Here is a 15,994-nt window from a genome sequence, read left to right on the forward strand (position 1 = left end):
CCCCTTGCTCCGGAATCTGGAGCAGGGGGGCTCTTCACTGGTGGTTGCCCAGAATCAAGCGCCCGCAACGGATATCGGCGTGCGCCGCACCGTGCTGCCCGGTGGTCTACGGGTGGTCACCGAGCATGTGCCGGGCGTGCGCTCGGCGTCGGTCGGCGTGTGGGTCGGGGTCGGCTCGCGCGACGAGGGCCCGACGGTGGCCGGCGCCGCGCACTTCCTCGAGCATCTGCTGTTCAAGGCCACGCCCTCGCGCTCGGCGCTGGATATCGCGCAGGCCATGGACGCGGTCGGCGGTGAGCTGAACGCCTTCACCGCCAAGGAGCAGACCTGCTACTACGCGCACGTGCTGGACGAGGATCTGCCGCTGGCGGTGGACCTGGTCACCGACGTGGTGATGAACGGGCTGTGCCGCGCCGAGGACGTATCGGTGGAACGGCAGGTCGTGCTGGAGGAGATCTCCATGCGCGACGACGATCCCGAGGACATCGTCGGCGACACCTTCCTCACCGCGCTGTTCGGTGATCATCCGATCGGCCGCCCGGTGATCGGCAGTGTCGAGACCGTCGAGGCCATGCAGGCCCAGCAGCTGCGCTCGTTCCACCAGCGTCGCTACCGGCCCGACCGGATGGTGGTGGCGGTGGCCGGCAATATCGAGCACGAGCACACCGTCGAACTGGTGTACCGCGCCTTCGGGAATCGGCTCGAATCCGGGCTGGAACCCGCGCCGCGGCGCGAGGGCCGGTTCCGGCCGCGCGGCAATCCGGAGCTGCTGCGCGTCCAGCGCGACAGCGAGCAGGCGCATCTGGTGTTCGGCACCCGTGCCTTCGGCCGGCACGAGGGCGAGAAGCGCTGGCCGCTGTCGGTGCTCAACACGGTGCTGGGCGGCGGGCTGAGTTCGCGTCTGTTCCAGCGCATTCGGGAGGAGCGCGGCCTGGCGTACTCGGTGTACTCCAGCGTCGACACCTTCGCCGACACCGGCGCGTTCTCGGTCTACATCGGCTGCCAGCCCGAAAACCTGGGCCGCGTAGCGAGTTTGGCGCGCGGGGTGCTCGAGGAGGTGGCCGCCGACGGCATCACCGACGCCGAATGCGCCCGCGCCAAGGGTTCGCTGCGGGGCGGTCTGGTGCTGGGGCTGGAGGATTCCGGTTCGCGCATGAACCGGATCGGCCGCTCGGAACTCAGCTACGGCAACCACCGCAGCGTGTCCGAAACCCTCGCTCGCATAGACGAAGTCACCACCGACGAGGTCTCCCGGATCGCGGCCGCCCTGCTCGCCCGCCCCTTCGGCGTCGCGGTGGCCGGACCCTACCGCCGCACCCGCGACCTGCCCGCCGCCGTGCGTCGTCTCGTGGACTGAGATCGCTACTCGGCAGTAGTCCCGCCTGGCCCGGTGAGGTATGCCCGTTTGTGGCTATGATCACCTCGCCGGAATGGGAGGGGTTGTGCTTTCTCCAGGTGAGAACTTCGCCGGGTACGTGATCGAGCGAGAGCTGGGGCGCGGCGGCATGGGGGCCGTGTACCTGGCCCGGCATCCGCGGCTGCCCCGGTGGATCGCGCTGAAGGTGCTGAACTCGGAGTACCACGGCGACACCGCGACTCACACCCGCTTCGAACGCGAGGCCGACCTCGCCGCGCGGCTCAATCACCCCGGCGTGGTCACGGTGTACGACCGCGGTGTGGAGCACGGGCGGCTGTGGATCGCCATGCAGTATGTCGACGGCACCGAGGCCGAGGCGGTGACCGATATGTCGCCCGAGCGGGCGGTGGAGATCGTCACCGCCACCGCCGACGCCCTCGACTACGCGCACCGGGTGGGCGTGCTGCACCGAGATGTGAAGCCCGCCAATATCCTGCTGGCCCGCGAGACCCGGGAACAGCAGGCGGGGGTGCTGCTCACCGACTTCGGGATCGCGCGGCTGCAGGAGGACACCGGGCGCCTCACCGGTTCCGGCTCGGTGATGGCGACGCTGGCCTACGCCGCTCCGGAGCAGCTGCAGAATCACCCGGTCGACCACCGGTCGGACCAATACTCGTTGGCCTGCACGCTGTTTCGGCTGCTGACCGGGGTGCCGTTGTTCCCGGCCGCCGATCTCGGGGCCATCGTCAAGTCGCACCTGTACGACAGGCCGCCATCGGTCGCGAGCCTGCGGCCCGGGTTGCCCGCGGCGCTGGATCCGGTGCTGGCGCGGGCGTTGGCGAAGAATCCGGAAGAGCGATACCCCTCGTGTTCGGAATTCGCCGCGGCGGCGCAGCGGGCGCTGGCGGCCGGGGTCGCGGCGGGCCCGGGGCAAGGCCCGACGCGGGCGCGCGGCCCGGAAACCCCTGCCCGCCGGGCGAATTCACCGGCCGTCCGCCGGGGGAATCCGGGCGCGGTTCGATCGGCACCGGTCGCGCGCCGGGCGGCGCCGTCGGAGACCACGGGGCAGCGGCGGGTGTCGCAGTCCTCGGTCGCATTGCGCTCGGGACGGCTGGTCGACATCCCGGACCTGTTCGAGCCGCCCACCGGCCGGCATCTGAAAGCGCCACCGGCGGAGGCGACTTCGCCGCGGTCGGTGCGCCGCTGGCCGGTCGGGGTGCGGACAGTGGTGCTGCTCGGCACCTGCCTGACGGCCGCGCTGGGGCTGGCGGTCTTCCTGTTCACACCGTTGGGCAAGTCGGAGAAGCCGAAGGAGCCCGTCGCCGAGATCGGCGAGATCAGTGCGCAATTCCCGGGACTGGTTCCCCGGACGCCCGAGCTCGGCGCGGGTTATCGCGCCGCGAGTTGCCGGGTGGTGGATCACGACACCAAGGATTTCCTGCCGCCGTGGGCCTTCGAAGGGTGGTCGGCGGCCTGGGACTGCCAGTACTCGGCCGACCACGATGTCCGCGAGTACGTCCTGTTCGCCTACGGCTCGGGCGCCGCGGCCCGCGCGGTGGCGAATCGAATCCGCCCGGCGGGCAGCACCTTCGAGAACCTCTCCTTCAAGGAGTACTGCGGCGCAAAGCAATACACCAATCTGCGCTTCGATTCCGTTCCGGACGTGCCCTCCACCGCCTTCGCCACTACCTTCTTCGACGATCCCGCGCGGGAGAAGTTCCTGCTGTACACCCGGGGCAATCCGGCCACGCCCAGCGGTGTGGTCGACTGGTGGAAGTCCCTGCCGCTCACCCGATCCTGATCGATGGCGACGAGCGCCACACCGCGCGGGCCTCGGACCAGCTGGAACGTACTGCTAGGTTCGACAACGGGACAGCGGAAGGACGCGTCATGTCGAATCGGTACGCGCGGATCGCCTTCTCGGCAGCGGCGCGGGAACGTCAGAAGATCGCGGGGAGCTACCGGGACTACGGCGCCCAGCTCGAGAGCGGGCGCGACGAGCCGCAACCGCTCGAGCTGCGTGAGATGGGATTCATCCGCGCGGCCGACTCCTTCTTCCTCGGCACCGCCACCCCGGACGGCTGGCCGTATATCCAGCATCGCGGCGGCCCCAAGGGTTTCGTCCAGGTCCTCGACGAGCGCACTCTCGCCTTCGCCGACCTGTCGGGCAACCGCCAGTACGTCACCGTGGGCAACCTCACCGAGAACGACCGTGTCGCCCTGTTCTTCATCGACTACCCGGTGCGCGAGCGGCTGAAGGTCTACGGCCGTGCCCGCATGGTCGAGCGCACCGAGGATCCCGAGCTGGTCGACCGGGTATCGGGGGCATACACCGGCGCGATCCAGAAGATCGCCGAGCGGGCGATCGTCATCACCGTCGAGGCCTACAACTGGAACTGCGTCAAATACATCCGCCCCCGCTTCACCAAGGAACGCCTCGACGAGGCCATCGCCCTGGAACGTCGCTACGCCGCCGCCGAACAACAGCGGCTGACCGCGGAGATCGAGGACCTGCGCCGCGAAAACGAGTCGCTGCGCGCGCAATTGGCCGCTGCCCAGGTCACCGCAGGATGATGCGGTGCGGGCCAGATCGTCCCGCCGGTCAGTGGTGACCCGGCCCCGCGTGGTCCGAGGCGGAGTCCTGATCGGCCCGGAATGCCGCGAGATCAACTGTCGGCGCGTCGCCTGACGCGGCGACGAACTGCTCTCGGGTCACGAATCGCCTTCCCGCGCCGGCCGGGATGTCCGCGTCGGCCGGAGTGTCATCGCGTTCACGATTCGCGGCGGCCAGTACTGCGGCGAGCAGGCCGGGGAGGGCGGTGTCCAGGTCGGTGGAGCGCAGGCGCAGGTGGGTGTTGCCGTCGAGGGTGACGCGGGCGGTGACGCCGGCCTCGCGCAGGATCTTGAAGTGGTGGGCGGCGGTCGATTTGCTGATGCCGTCGTAGGTCAGGCTGCAGCGCAGCGGGGTGCCGGCATTGGCCAGGCGCCGGACGATCTCCAGGCGGATCGGGTCCTGTAGTGCGCCGAGCACCGCGGGCAGCGGGGCCACCGCGGGCAGCGCTTCGGTGTCGGGCATGAGCTACCTCACTCGGATATCTAGTTTGATAATCGTCGAACCCCGCGTAGGGTTTGGTTCGATCACAATCAAACTTACCTGATGGAGGGTTCGATGGCATCGGCAACGGTGGTTGAGACTCGAGCCGAACAGGGCAGCCAGACCTGGGCCTACGCCCTCGTGCTCGCGGCCAGCGGTGTGGCACTGGGCGTTTCGGGCGCACCGGCCCCGCTGTACGGGATCTATCAGCAGAGCTGGCATTTCTCCCCGCTCACCACGACCTTCGTCTTCGCCGCCTACGCGGTCGCGGCGCTGGGCGCGGTACTGGTGTCGGGGCGGATCTCGGACGTGGTGGGCCGCAAACCGGTCCTGCTGGGTGCGTTCGCGCTCATGATCGTGGGCCTGGTGGTGTTCCTGCTCGCCGACAATGTGGCCATGCTGCTGCTGGCTCGGGCGGTGCACGGGGCCGCGGTCGGCGCGACCGTGGTGGCGGGCGCGGCGGCCCTGCTGGATCTGCGGCCGCAGCAGGGCGCGCGGTCCGGGCAGCTGTCCGGGGTGGCCTTCAATGTCGGTATGGCCGTGGCGATTCTGGGTTCGGCGGTGCTGGCCCAGTACGCGCCGCATCCGCTGCGCACGCCGTATGTGGTGATCACGCTGGTGTGCGTGCTCATCGCGGCGGGCGTGCTGGCGCTGCGGGAGCCGCACGGTGCGCGGCAGAAGCAGCGCATCACCATTGCCAAACCGGCTGTGCCGCAGGAGATCCGCGGTGACTTCTGGTTCTCGGCGCTGGGCGTGATGGCGGCCTGGTCGGTGCTGGGCGTGCTGCTGTCGCTGTATCCGTCGCTGGCCTCGGCCAAGACGGGCATCCACAATCTGGTCTTCGGTGGCGCGGTGGTGGCCTCGACAGCGACCGCGGGTGCGATCGCGCAGGCCATCGCGGGCGGGATTCCGGCCCGGCGCGCGGCCATCGCCGGCGATATCGGCATGGCGATCGCGCTGGTGATCACGATTCCGGCACTGAACACCCACAACTGGGTGCTGGTGCTGCTGGCCGGATTCGCCCTCGGCGGCACCTTCGGGCTCGGCTTCGGCGGATCGCTGCGGCACCTGTCCAACGTTGTCCCGCAGCACAAGCGGGGCGAGACCATGTCGGCCTACTACCTGCTGGCCTACTCGGCCATGGCGGTGCCGACCGTGGTGGCGGGCTGGGCGGCCACGACCTGGGGGCTGAGCACGGTGTTCCCGTGGTTCGTGGTCGTGGTGGCGCTGGCGTGCCTGGGTGCCGCCGGTATCGGGCTGCGCCGCAATGCGGAGGCCGCGGAGGTGGAGGAGCCCGTGCAGGCAGCGACGGCCGCCTGATTTCCCGAATGGCCATGCCTGCGTCCGCCCGGTGACCCTGTGTCGCCGGGCGGACGCCGCATTCGGCGCCAGGCGGATACGGCGCTGCTGCCGGTCGGATGCGGTGCCGGCGCCGGGTCGACTCTGTGCTGCTGCCGCGCAGGCACACCACATTCTCGGTGAAACGGTTTGGTGTGTCGCGATTTTCGGGTGCGCGAAGTCGCGGTGGAATTGTCGCATCCGATGCGTGACCGGGCCGGGGTCGCTATTGTTCGGCTATGCGGCGGTGGAGGTTCGGTGGGGTGGTGAGCCGGACGGTACACCGGTCGGGTCTGATGGTGTCGGCGGTGGTGGCCGTGCTCGGCGGGCTCGCCGTCGCGGGCGTCACCTGGTGGGTGCTGTGGCACTTCCTGGGTGCGCGGGCCGAGACGCCGAATCAGCTGGATCTGAGCAAGATTTCGCTCGCCGTGACGGCGGGTGTCTTCGGAGCGGTCGCCCTGGTGGTGGCCTACCGGCGGCAGCGTGATGCCGAGCGCGGGCGCTTCGCCGATGTCTTCGGGGCCGCCGCCCGCCAGCTCGGGGATCCCGATGTGGCGGTGCGTATCGCCGGGGTCTACGCCATGGCCGGGGTGGCCGACGAATTCTCCGCCCGCTGGCGGCGGCAGCAGTGCGTGGACGTGCTGTGCGGGTACCTGCGGCTGCCGTATCAACCGGAGGAGGGGGCCAGCCACCTGGTCTCCAAGTCGCAGCGCATCGAGGATCACGGCACGGCCGTGGAACGGGTGTACACCTATCGCCAGAACGATCGGCAGGTCCGCGACACCATCGTGCGGGTGATCGCCGAGCATCTGCGGCCCGCTGCCGAAACACCATGGTGCGGATGTGATTTCGACTTCTCCGACGCCGTGTTCGAGGACGCCGACTTCCGGCACGCCGTCTTCGCGGGCCGCAGCACCCGCTTCACCAACGCCATGTTCCTCAGCGGCCGCACCGTGTCCTTCGAGCAGACGCGGTTCCTGGGGGAGCGGGTCACCTTCCGCGGGGCCATCTTCCGCAGCATGGCCGTCTTCGACCGGGCGGTCTTCGCGCACACCGAGGTCGACCGGACCGACCGCGAGAATGCCGGAGCCACCTTCACCGAGGCCACTTTCGGCGGCGGTGTGAGTTTCGAGGGCGCGCAATTCCGCGGCGCGCGAACGGCATTCGACCGCGTCACCTTCGCGGGCGAGCCCGCCGTCTTCGCCGAGGCCGGCTTCGGCGCGGCCCTTACCACCTTCGAACGCGCCGTGTTCGACGGCGACCGGGTCAGCTTCACCGGTGCCGAATTCACCGGCGCGCGGATTACTTTCGCCGGTTCCCGCTTCTACTCCGAGTCCTGTTCCTTCGACGGCACCCGGCTGGGCGCGCAGGTGCGCTGGCGCACCGGCCGCACCCGGGAGGTGTCCTTCGCCCGGGCCGAGTACCACGGGAAGGTCTCCTTCGCCGATGCCGTGTTCGCGGGGCGGTCGGTGATCTTCGCGGGTGGCGACTTCTTCGGCGACATCTCCTTCCGCCGCGTCTCCTTCGACGCGCGCGCCATCACCTTCGAACAGCCCCGGGCATGGGTCGGCGTCCACTTCGACTGGGACGCCAGCCCCGCCACCAAACCGGCCAATATCACCCCGACGCCCTGGCCGCCCACGGTCGCCGAGTCCACCCCCGAACTCGCCTCCTGAGCCCGTCGCGGGCTGTTCGCCGGTTTTGCCCGAAGCTCACCGGTGGGATAGCTTGCAGACGAGTTGAGTTGAGACAGGGGATTGTGTGGTGGGGAGCCACGGCGTCGGTTGGGTTGCCGGTGTGGCGGTGCTGCTGCTCTGCCTCGCGGCGATGGTCGCGAGCCGGGCGCGGCGGACACCGCGTCGGGCGAGCCGCGGGACGCGCGCGGTGGCAGCAGGCTCGGCCCTGGTCGGCTGGGTGCTGGTGTTCGGCGCGATGACCGCCGTGATCTCGCCGCTGCCCCGGGACACCGTCGCGGGCAAGGCGATTGCCGCGCCACCGGAACTCGTGCAGGCCGGGCTGCCGACCACCTCCGCCAAGCCCGACGCCCCCGATCCCATGGCCGCGCTGAAGGCGGGGGACTGCGTCGAGGTGCCCATCCAGCAGGCCAAGGACGCCACCGGCGCTCCGAGTTGGAAGGCCGGCTCGCCGGAGCCGTCGGACTGCAACTCGGTGGACGCGAACTACCGGGTGCTGCAGATCGGCCCGGACCCCTGCTCGGGCCCGCTGTACACGCTGGAATCCGCGCCCAAGGACAAGACCGGCAAGGCCCGCTACCACCTGTGCCTGACCTTCGACTGGCGAACCGGAGTCTGCTACGACACCGCCGATATGGACGTCCCGTCCAAGGTCGCCTGCGGGACTCCGGGTGACCACATCGTCCAGGCGACCGCGGTACTCGAGGGCACCACCTCGGGTGCGGGCTGTCCGCGCGACGGCCGTGGCGCGGTCTGGGTGGTCTGGAACAAACTCGAGCTCACCGTGTGCTTCCGCGGCGGCGACGACCCGGGGAAGTGACCGCGATCACCGCTCGCGCCGTCCGACGGTGATGATGTCGGGGATCAGCCACGACGGCAGCGGCCGGGTGATCTTGCGCTGATCGACGACCTCGAATCCGGCGTCCTGCAGCAGTTTCCGGGTTTCGCGCGGTGAGGGCGCGTGGGCCGGGAAGCGCGGGCTGCGGGTGAGCCGCTGAATGGGCCGGGAGGTCGGGCCGGAGGGATGCATGGTCGCGATGGCGACGAGCCCGCCGGGGGCCAGCACCCGATGGAATTCGCGCAGCGCGACCGGATGATCGAAGAAGTGGAAGGCGCTGGTGCTCACGACCGCGTCCAGTTCGCCCGCGGCGAAGGGCAGATGCTCGGCCGCGGCCTGCCGCCACTGCACGGCCGCGGAGCGGGCGCGGGCCTGGGCCAGCATGCCCGGCGAGGCGTCCACGCCGTAGACGGCCTCGGGGCGCAGTTCGCGCTGGATGCGGGCGGTGAGAATGCCGGTGCCGCAGCCGATGTCGGCGATGCGGCGCGATCCGGCGGTGCGGAGTTCGGCGAGGACCTGATCCTGCGGCGGGCGGTAGACGACCTGCTGCAGGGCGGCGGTGTCGTAGGCGCGGGCGACGTTGCCGAAGAACTGCGTCACCACATGATTGCAGGCTCGATTGCCGGTGGTCAGCGATGTGCTCATGGATGCTCCTGTCCGGCCTCCATGGAAGCAGATTTCGCACTGTCTGGGAAGGTGCGATGGAGTAGCGTCGGGCGCATGAGGATTCGTGGTGCCGTCCTGGAACGCATCGGGGCCCAGACGCCCTTCGCCGACTCGAAGCCGATCACCATCAGCGAGCTGGAGCTGGGCGAACCCGGACCCGGCGAACTGCTCGTCAAGATCGAGGCGGCCGGGCTGTGCCACTCGGATCTGTCCGTGGTCGACGGCAACCGGGTGCGGCCGGTGCCGATGCTGCTGGGCCACGAGGCATCCGGCCGCATCGAGGCGGTCGGCCCCGGCGAGAGCGACCTGCGCGTCGGCCAGCGGGTCGTCATGACCTTCCTGCCCCGCTGCGGCGAGTGCGCCGGCTGCGCCACCGACGGCCGCACCCCCTGCGAACCCGGCAGCCTCGCCAACAACGCGGGCGAATTGCTCGCCGGCGGAAGGCGATTGCTGCGTGATGGCGCGGAAGTCCATCACCACCTGGGTGTTTCGGCCTTCGCCACGCACGCCGTCGTGGACCGCCGCTCGGTGGTCCCGGTCGACGACGATGTCCCGCCCGAGGTGGCCGCCGTCCTCGGCTGCGCCGTCCTCACCGGCGGTGGCGCCCTGCTGAATTCGGCCAAACCCGGTCCCGCGGATCGCATCATGGTTGTGGGCCTCGGCGGCGTCGGCATGGCTGCCGTCCTGGTCGCCGCCGCCCTCCGCGCCGGCACCGACCGCGAGGTCATCGCCGTCGACACCGTCCCCGACAAACTGAAGACCGCCCTGGAACTCGGCGCCACCGCCGCCTACACCCCCCAGGAAATCGCCGCCGACAACATTCAAGCCGAGGTGGTCATCGAAGCCGCGGGCAATATCCGAGCCTTCGAAACCGCCGTAGCCGCAACAGCTCCCGGCGGCGTCACCGTCACCGTGGGCCTCCCCGCCCCCGACGCCCGCGCCTCCATCTCCCCCCTCGCCCTGGTAGCCCAGGGCCGCGCCATCATCGGCAGCTACCTCGGCTCCGCCGTCCCCGCCCGCGACATCCCCGAATTCGTCCGCATGTGGCGCGCGGGCAGCCTCCCCGTCGAACGGCTCGTCTCCTCCCACATCCGCCTCGAAGACATCAACCAGGCCATGGACGAACTGGCCGCCGGCCACGCCCTCCGCCAGGTGATTCTCTTCGACTGACCCGCCCGATCCCGGCGCAGTTCAGAGTTCGGCCTGTTCGGCGGCCCATGCCGCAATCTGTGTGCGCGAGGTGAATCCCAGTTTGGTCAGAATATGTTCCACGTGTGCATTGGCGGTGCGTGGCGAAATCGCCAGCCGGGCCGCGATCGCCCGGTTGGTCAGGCCGTCCGCAACGAGATCGGCGACCTGGCGCTCACGCTTGGTCAGTTTTCCTCCGGAACGCAGGGGCGGCGCGGCCGCTTCGGCTTGCTCGCCGAGCGCGAAGCCCGCTGCGGCATCGAAACTCAGTGCGGCGCCTTCCTGATGTGCCGCCTCGAAGGCACGCGCGCCGAGTATCTCGCGACTGCGGCGGGTGAATTCCTCGTGGTAGACGAGCATATTGGGCAACATCGAGATGGAGCTGCCACCGATGCGGCTCAGCGTATCGGCGGCGCCCAGCAGGGTAGCGGCACGGCGGGCATCGCGCTGCTCGGTCGCGATCCAGGCCAGCGCCTCCAAACAGATGGTGGCGACGACCGGATCGGACACCAGCCGGGCCGCTCGAATTCCCTCCTGCAACAGAGAGGTGGCGCGATCGGGCTCACCCGTTCGCCACACGGCGAATCCCATTGCCCACAGCACCCACGACCGATACACCGTCTCACCGGCGGATTCGGTGATCGCGAGCGCCTTCTCGAGGCCCGCGAGAGCCCGCGGGATGTCGCCTTGTTGCGCGTAGGCCCAGCCGAGCGAAATCCGGGCGTCCAGCTGCGATTTGAGGTCACCGGATGCCTCGTAGATGTCGATGGCATCGGCCAGCAGGGCGGTACCCGCACCAGCCGGATTGTCAGCACCGCCCGTGAGGAAATAGTTTCCTTTGGCGTGGGCGAGCAGGGCCGTGACCAGTGGGTCCGCCGTCTGGTCGGCCAGGGCCTCGAGCTGCGCCACGTGCTCGGCGGCGGCCGGTAGGTCACCCTGCAGGACGGCCATCGTGGCGGCCCCGCAGCGAGCCTTGGCCCGACCCAGTGGCGGTGCATCGGTCGATTGGGCCAGCGCGCGCTCGTACCAGCGGCGTCCCTCGCTGAGCCGCCCGCGCAAGGTCCAGAACATGTACAGGGCGGTGACGATCCGCAGCGCGGTTTCGCCCGACTCGGACAGACTGAATTCCAGCGCGTTTCGCAGATTCGGCAGTTCCCGCTCCAAGCGGGCAATCCACTGCAGCTGGTGCGGGCCGATCCATTCCGCTTCCACCTGGAGTGCCAACTGCACACACCAATCCCGATGCCGCCGAACGTATTCCGGGTACCTCCCGCTGTCCTCGGCTTGTTCCCGGCCGTATTCCTGAACGGTTTCGAGCATCCGGAAGCGGACCGTGCCCTCGGTTTCCTCGCGGATCAGGATCGACTTGTCCACCAGCGCGGACAAGGTGTCGAGCAATTGGGTCTCGGTCAGTTCGGTGCCGCATACCTGCTCGGCTGCATCGAGCTCGAAAGTGCCTGCGAACACCGACAGCTGGTCCCACAAGCGCCGCTCGGCCGGTGTGCACAGGTCATAGCTCCAGTCGATGCACCACCGCAGGGTCTGCTGCCGCATCGGGGCACCACGACTCCCGCGAGTCAAGAGCGCATAGCGGTCGTCGAGCCGGGTCAGGATCTGCTCGGGCGACATCGTGCGCAGCCGGGCCGCGGCCAGCTCGATCGCCAACGGTAGCCCGTCGAGTCGAGCGCAGATCCCGGCCACGCTGAGCATGGAGTCATCGGTTACCTCGAAGCCGGGCACGGCTGCGGCGGCTCGCTCGGCGAACAATGTCACCGCGTCGTGGCGGGTCACCACGCGCAGCCCGGGTTTGCTCGCCATATCGGGAATCCCCAATGGCGGCACCACGAACACCGATTCCCCGCCGACGCCGAGTGCCTCTCGACTGGTCGCCAGAATCCGCACTTGCGGGCAGGTCCGGAGCAGCGATTCGGTCAGCCCCGCGACCGCCTCGATCACGTGCTCGCAATTGTCCAGTACCAGCAGCAGATTGCGCTCGGACAAGAACTCCAAAAGCACCTCGAGCGTCGGCCGGGCACTCTGGTTTCGCAGACCGAGAGCGGTGGCCACGACGTCGACCAAAAGTGTTTCATCGTGCAGATCACTCAACTCGACCAACTGCACACCGGCGGTGAAATTTCGCTGCACCTTGTCGGCGACGTGCAGCGCGAGCCGTGACTTGCCGACCCCGCCCATACCGGTCAGCGTCACCAGACGTGATCCCGCCAGCAGGTTCTTGATTTCGGTCAGCTGGATCCGCCGGTCGACAAAGCTGCTCAGCTCGAGCGGCAGGTTCCCGGTACGACTTTCCGCAGCGGGCACCGACGTGACAACCGATGCGTGCTCGGCTGCTGGTTCGGGCGGCAGCGTCATCGCATCGACCCGGAAACCGTGATCGCGCTCTACCTGGCGCAGTTGCTCGCCCAACTCCGCGGCGGTGGGGCGGCCGCGTGATTCACGGGACATGGCCGCCGCGATCACCGCGGAGACGTCGTCGGGAATTCCTTGCTCACGCAGATCCGGTACTGGTTGCTGGGTGATTCGCAGAAACTGCGCGACGACCTCCTCGCCGCTACGGCGTTCGAAAGGCGCATGCCCGGTCAGCGCACAGAACAGTGTGGCGCCCAGTCCGTATACATCCGAGGCCCGGCTCGGGGGGTCACCACCGAGGACCTCCGGTGCGGTGAACGCCGGTGATCCGGTGATCGTGCCGGTCGCGGTTTCGAATCCACCGGTGATGTGGGCGATCCCGAAATCGGTCAAGGCGGGCTCACCGTAGTCGGTGAGCAGGATGTTTCCCGGCTTGATATCGCGGTGCAGCACCTCGGCTCGATGCGCGGTTTCCAGCGCCCCGGCGATCTTCACCCCCAGGTGCAGCACCTCTGCCAGCGACAACGGACCGTCGCGGCGCAGGCGCGCATCCAGGGACCCGCGAGCGTGATAGGGCATGACCAGGTAGGGGTGACCACTTGCGGTCTCACCGACCTCGAGCATGTCGACGATGTTCGGGTGCCCGGTCAGCCGCCCCATTGCGCGTTGCTCGCGAAAGAAGCGCTCCCGATTCTCGTCCAGCTCACCGGTCAGCACCTTCACCGCGACCGTGCGACCCGCAGCCGGCTGGGTGCAGCGGAACACCGCCCCGAAACCGCCCCGCCCGATCTCCTCGGCCTCCTCGAAACCCGCAGCACGCAACTCCGTGACGACATCGACATCACGCTGCGTCATGAACAGATCTCTCTCGACCATCGGCCACTCGTGATCTCCCCACCGGGCACCCGCCACAATATCCCGACTGGTCCGTTCGCCGCACGCCGTTCGCGCTCTCCAACGCCCGGCAGGCAACACTACTGACGCAAAGTGGGAACGGCACTATCGCGAAGGCACATTCCTGCTCTCCGGACGGCAGCTCCCCCGGACCGGTGGTGTGATCCTGGCGATCGGCGACGACCCGGGCACCATCATGGGGCTGCATTGTTATCGATCGGGTCGGCCATGTCACCACGACTCTCCGGTGGCCGTTTGCCGCGCTATTCGATTGAGGCAAATGGCTTTGCAGCCCGAGTGCGCCCGTCAAGCCCGGCGCTGCGGCACAGACGTGCGCCGAGCGTGCACGATCCCGGCGACCAATTCGCCTGCTGGGCCAGACAATTTGCGCGGTGGACGCCAGACGGCGCGCAGCGTGCGATGCAGCTCGAGGCCCTCGATGGGGATAGCGCGCAGGCCGCCACGGGCGAGTTGGTCCTCGACGGCGAGGGTGCTGACGACGGCGGGGCCGACGCCACCCAGGACGCTGGTGCGGATGGCCGCAGCGCTGCCGAGTTCGAGCAGAGGTTCGGCGCGAGGGTATTCGGCGAGAGCGATGTCGAGGGTGCTGCGGGTCCCGGAACCAGGTTCGCGGGTCACCAGCGGGGTGGCGGCCAGTTCGGCGACGGTGAGCGGACGGCGGCGGCGCGCCCACGGATGTGCCGGATCCACCACCGCGACGAGGCGGTCAGCGGCGACGGTGACGCTGTGCAGCCGGTCCGGGACCGAGGGGCTCTCGACGAAGCCGAGGTCGCATTCGCCCGCCGCCAATCGGTCGAATACCTGCCGCGAATTCTGCACCTGCAGATGGACTTTCACGTTGGGATGGAAACGGCGGAATTCGCCGAGCCAGACCGGCAGCAGGCACTCGGCCACCGTCATGCTCGCCGCGATGGTGAGTTCGGCCTCCTGGTCGGTACGCAACGCGGCCGCCGCATCCAGCAGCCGATCCACGTCCGCCAGTACTTCGCGCGCCCAGTGCACCACCACCGTCCCCGCCGCGGTCAATGTCGACCCGCGCGGGCTGCGCTCGATCAACGCCAACCCCAGCTTCCGCTCCCATTCCCTGACTGCCCGGCTGGCATTCGGCTGCGCCATCCCTACCATGCGCGCTGCTGCACCGAGACTGCCGTGATCGTCGATCGCGACCAGCACTTCGAGAAGTCCCAGTTCAGGTCTATCGGTGGACATAGCGAAATCATATAGGATCGCCAAAACCCATATCATCTTGATATGTGCTGATGTCATATTCGCGACTACTGCGCCCGGACGCATCCCGTCAGCCTGGGAACCATGACGCGCCTCGATCCGCCACCAGACCCACGACACGCACAGTTCCGCGGCTCCGTCGGCACGCGCGATACGAACGACCCGGTGTCAGCCGGTACCGCAGGTAGGGCAGACGCACCCGGAGTGGAATCCCCGGCCGTGGTGCCGGCGTCTGCCGCCGAGCCATCCCCGCGGTCGAGATTGCTCAGCGAGTTGGTCGAATGCTGGCCGGGGCTGGCGCTGACGTCCGTTGTCGTGGCATTCGTGCTGCTGATCTCTCGGTGGCTGCCGACCGTGAGCCCGCTACTGATCGCGATCGTGATCGGCGCGGTGCTGGCCAATGTCGTCGCGCTACCGCCGCGGTTGAAGCCGGGACTGCAGTTCTCGTCGAAGCGCCTGCTGCGGGTGGGCGTGGCGCTGCTCGGTATACAGCTGACTTTCAGCGACATCCTCGGGCTCGGGCCCGCGGCGATCGCGGTGGTCGTCGCGATTGTCACCCTCGGCATCGGCGGCACCATGCTGATGGGCCGGATGCTGGGATTGAGCTGGACCCAGCGGCTGCTGATCGCCTGCGGATTCTCCATCTGCGGCGCCGCGGCGGCGGCCGCCGCCGACGGCGTGGTCGATGCCGAGGACGAAGAACTGGTGACCGCAATTGCGCTGGTCGTGGTCTTCGGCACCATCCTGATCGGCGTGATCCCATTGCTGTCGCACGCGATGGGGCTGAGTGCCGAGACCAGCGGCATGTGGGCGGGGGGTGCGGTGCACGAGGTCGCGCAGGTCGTTGCGACCGGTGGAGCGCTGGGCGGGGCCGCGCTGACCGTGGCGGTGATCGTGAAGCTGGCCCGCGTGGTGCTACTGGCCCCGGTGCTGGCGGTGCTGGGCTGGCAGGTGCGTCGGCGCAACCGCGATCGGGCCAACGCTCGCACGGTTCCGCTGATCCCGCTGTTCGTTGTCGCCTTCCTGCTCTGCGCGGCGGTCCGCACCACCGGCATCCTCCCGGCCGGCGTGCTCGGCCCGATCAAACTGGCACAGACCGCCCTACTCACCGCCGCCATGTTCGCCCTCGGCACCGGTGTCCACATCGCCGCCCTGCGCCGGGTCGGCCCGCGGCCGCTGATCCTCGCTACCCTGTCCACGGTATGGGTCTCCAGCATCGCTCTGGCCGGAGCCGTGCTCGCGCAGTGACCTATTTGCCGCCGGGCTCGAAAATCCCGGTGTCACAGTAGCTTTCCGGGACCGCTGGATCG

The 15,994-nt window shown here is 69.0% G+C and carries 12 protein-coding genes; 8 read left to right on the top strand and 4 right to left on the bottom strand.

Annotated elements, in window-relative coordinates:
* Positions 1-16 precede the first annotated feature (16 nt).
* The 3 genes from ACFXIV_RS25900 to ACFXIV_RS25910 all read left to right on the top strand — a co-directional run bounded on the left by ACFXIV_RS25900 (position 17) and on the right by ACFXIV_RS25910 (position 3,931).
* Positions 17-1,357: a M16 family metallopeptidase gene (locus ACFXIV_RS25900; RefSeq protein WP_379398786.1), complete on the top strand. Its 1,341-nt coding sequence runs from the start codon at positions 17-19 to the stop codon at positions 1,355-1,357.
* 85 nt (positions 1,358-1,442) lie between these two features.
* Positions 1,443-3,158: a protein kinase gene (locus tag ACFXIV_RS25905; RefSeq protein WP_379398397.1), complete on the top strand. Its 1,716-nt coding sequence runs from the start codon at positions 1,443-1,445 to the stop codon at positions 3,156-3,158.
* A gap of 89 nt (positions 3,159-3,247) precedes the next feature.
* Positions 3,248-3,931 carry a pyridoxamine 5'-phosphate oxidase family protein gene (locus ACFXIV_RS25910; protein WP_379398399.1) on the top strand — a complete coding sequence of 228 codons (684 nt, stop codon included), beginning with the start codon at positions 3,248-3,250 and terminating at the stop codon, positions 3,929-3,931.
* A 28-nt stretch (positions 3,932-3,959) separates the two neighbouring features.
* On the opposite strand, the gene ACFXIV_RS25915 is transcribed toward ACFXIV_RS25910, so the two are convergent.
* On the bottom strand, positions 3,960-4,433 hold the full coding sequence (locus ACFXIV_RS25915; protein WP_379398401.1) for an ArsR/SmtB family transcription factor: 474 nt from the start codon (positions 4,431-4,433) through the stop codon (positions 3,960-3,962).
* A 93-nt stretch (positions 4,434-4,526) separates the two neighbouring features.
* On the opposite strand from ACFXIV_RS25915, the gene ACFXIV_RS25920 reads away from it, so the two are divergent.
* From ACFXIV_RS25920 to ACFXIV_RS25930, 3 genes are all read left to right on the top strand, one after another.
* Positions 4,527-5,771, top strand: a complete 1,245-nt coding sequence (locus ACFXIV_RS25920) for an MFS transporter (RefSeq protein ID WP_379421334.1) — start codon at positions 4,527-4,529, stop codon at positions 5,769-5,771.
* A 257-nt stretch (positions 5,772-6,028) separates the two neighbouring features.
* Complete coding sequence (locus tag ACFXIV_RS25925; RefSeq protein WP_379398405.1) at positions 6,029-7,465, top strand: pentapeptide repeat-containing protein; 1,437 nt, start codon at positions 6,029-6,031, stop codon at positions 7,463-7,465.
* Positions 7,466-7,553: 88 nt separating this feature from the next.
* The gene (locus ACFXIV_RS25930; protein WP_379398407.1) at positions 7,554-8,303 is read left to right on the top strand and encodes a hypothetical protein; all 750 of its coding nucleotides are present in this window, start codon (positions 7,554-7,556) and stop codon (positions 8,301-8,303) included.
* Positions 8,304-8,309: 6 nt separating this feature from the next.
* On the opposite strand, the gene ACFXIV_RS25935 is transcribed toward ACFXIV_RS25930, so the two are convergent.
* Positions 8,310-8,966 (bottom strand): class I SAM-dependent methyltransferase, encoded by a 657-nt coding sequence (locus tag ACFXIV_RS25935; protein ID WP_379398409.1) that lies wholly within the window; start codon positions 8,964-8,966, stop codon positions 8,310-8,312.
* Positions 8,967-9,041: 75 nt separating this feature from the next.
* Between ACFXIV_RS25935 and ACFXIV_RS25940 the strand changes: the two genes are divergently transcribed.
* Complete coding sequence (locus tag ACFXIV_RS25940) at positions 9,042-10,157, top strand: alcohol dehydrogenase catalytic domain-containing protein (protein WP_379398411.1); 1,116 nt, start codon at positions 9,042-9,044, stop codon at positions 10,155-10,157.
* Positions 10,158-10,178: 21 nt separating this feature from the next.
* Here ACFXIV_RS25940 and ACFXIV_RS25945 read toward each other — a convergent pair whose 3' ends face one another.
* Positions 10,179-13,418, bottom strand: coding sequence for a protein kinase (locus ACFXIV_RS25945; protein ID WP_379398413.1), 3,240 nt, complete (start codon positions 13,416-13,418; stop codon positions 10,179-10,181).
* Between the two features lie 324 nt (positions 13,419-13,742).
* Positions 13,743-14,666 carry a LysR family transcriptional regulator gene (locus tag ACFXIV_RS25950; RefSeq protein ID WP_379398415.1) on the bottom strand — a complete coding sequence of 308 codons (924 nt, stop codon included), beginning with the start codon at positions 14,664-14,666 and terminating at the stop codon, positions 13,743-13,745.
* 183 nt (positions 14,667-14,849) lie between these two features.
* Here ACFXIV_RS25950 and ACFXIV_RS25955 point away from each other — a divergent pair, with 183 nt between their 5' ends.
* Complete coding sequence (locus ACFXIV_RS25955; protein WP_379398417.1) at positions 14,850-15,932, top strand: YeiH family protein; 1,083 nt, start codon at positions 14,850-14,852, stop codon at positions 15,930-15,932.
* Positions 15,933-15,994: the final 62 nt, after the last annotated feature.

The organism is Nocardia sp. NPDC059236, assembly GCF_042754085.1.
GTDB lineage: Bacteria > Actinomycetota > Actinomycetes > Mycobacteriales > Mycobacteriaceae > Nocardia.

Bases quoted from the DNA above. Each gene is read 5' to 3' on its own strand.
- ACFXIV_RS25950 (WP_379398415.1), bottom strand. From the start codon at position 14,666: ATGTCCACCGATAGACCTGAACTGGGACTTCTCGAAGTGCTGGTCGCG.
- ACFXIV_RS25915 (WP_379398401.1), bottom strand. From the start codon at position 4,433: ATGCCCGACACCGAAGCGCTGCCCGCGGTGGCCCCGCTGCCCGCGGTG.
- ACFXIV_RS25935 (WP_379398409.1), bottom strand. From the start codon at position 8,966: ATGAGCACATCGCTGACCACCGGCAATCGAGCCTGCAATCATGTGGTG.
- ACFXIV_RS25920 (WP_379421334.1), top strand. From the start codon at position 4,527: ATGGCATCGGCAACGGTGGTTGAGACTCGAGCCGAACAGGGCAGCCAG.
- ACFXIV_RS25925 (WP_379398405.1), top strand. From the start codon at position 6,029: ATGCGGCGGTGGAGGTTCGGTGGGGTGGTGAGCCGGACGGTACACCGG.
- ACFXIV_RS25945 (WP_379398413.1), bottom strand. From the start codon at position 13,418: ATGGTCGAGAGAGATCTGTTCATGACGCAGCGTGATGTCGATGTCGTC.
- ACFXIV_RS25910 (WP_379398399.1), top strand. From the start codon at position 3,248: ATGTCGAATCGGTACGCGCGGATCGCCTTCTCGGCAGCGGCGCGGGAA.
- ACFXIV_RS25940 (WP_379398411.1), top strand. From the start codon at position 9,042: ATGAGGATTCGTGGTGCCGTCCTGGAACGCATCGGGGCCCAGACGCCC.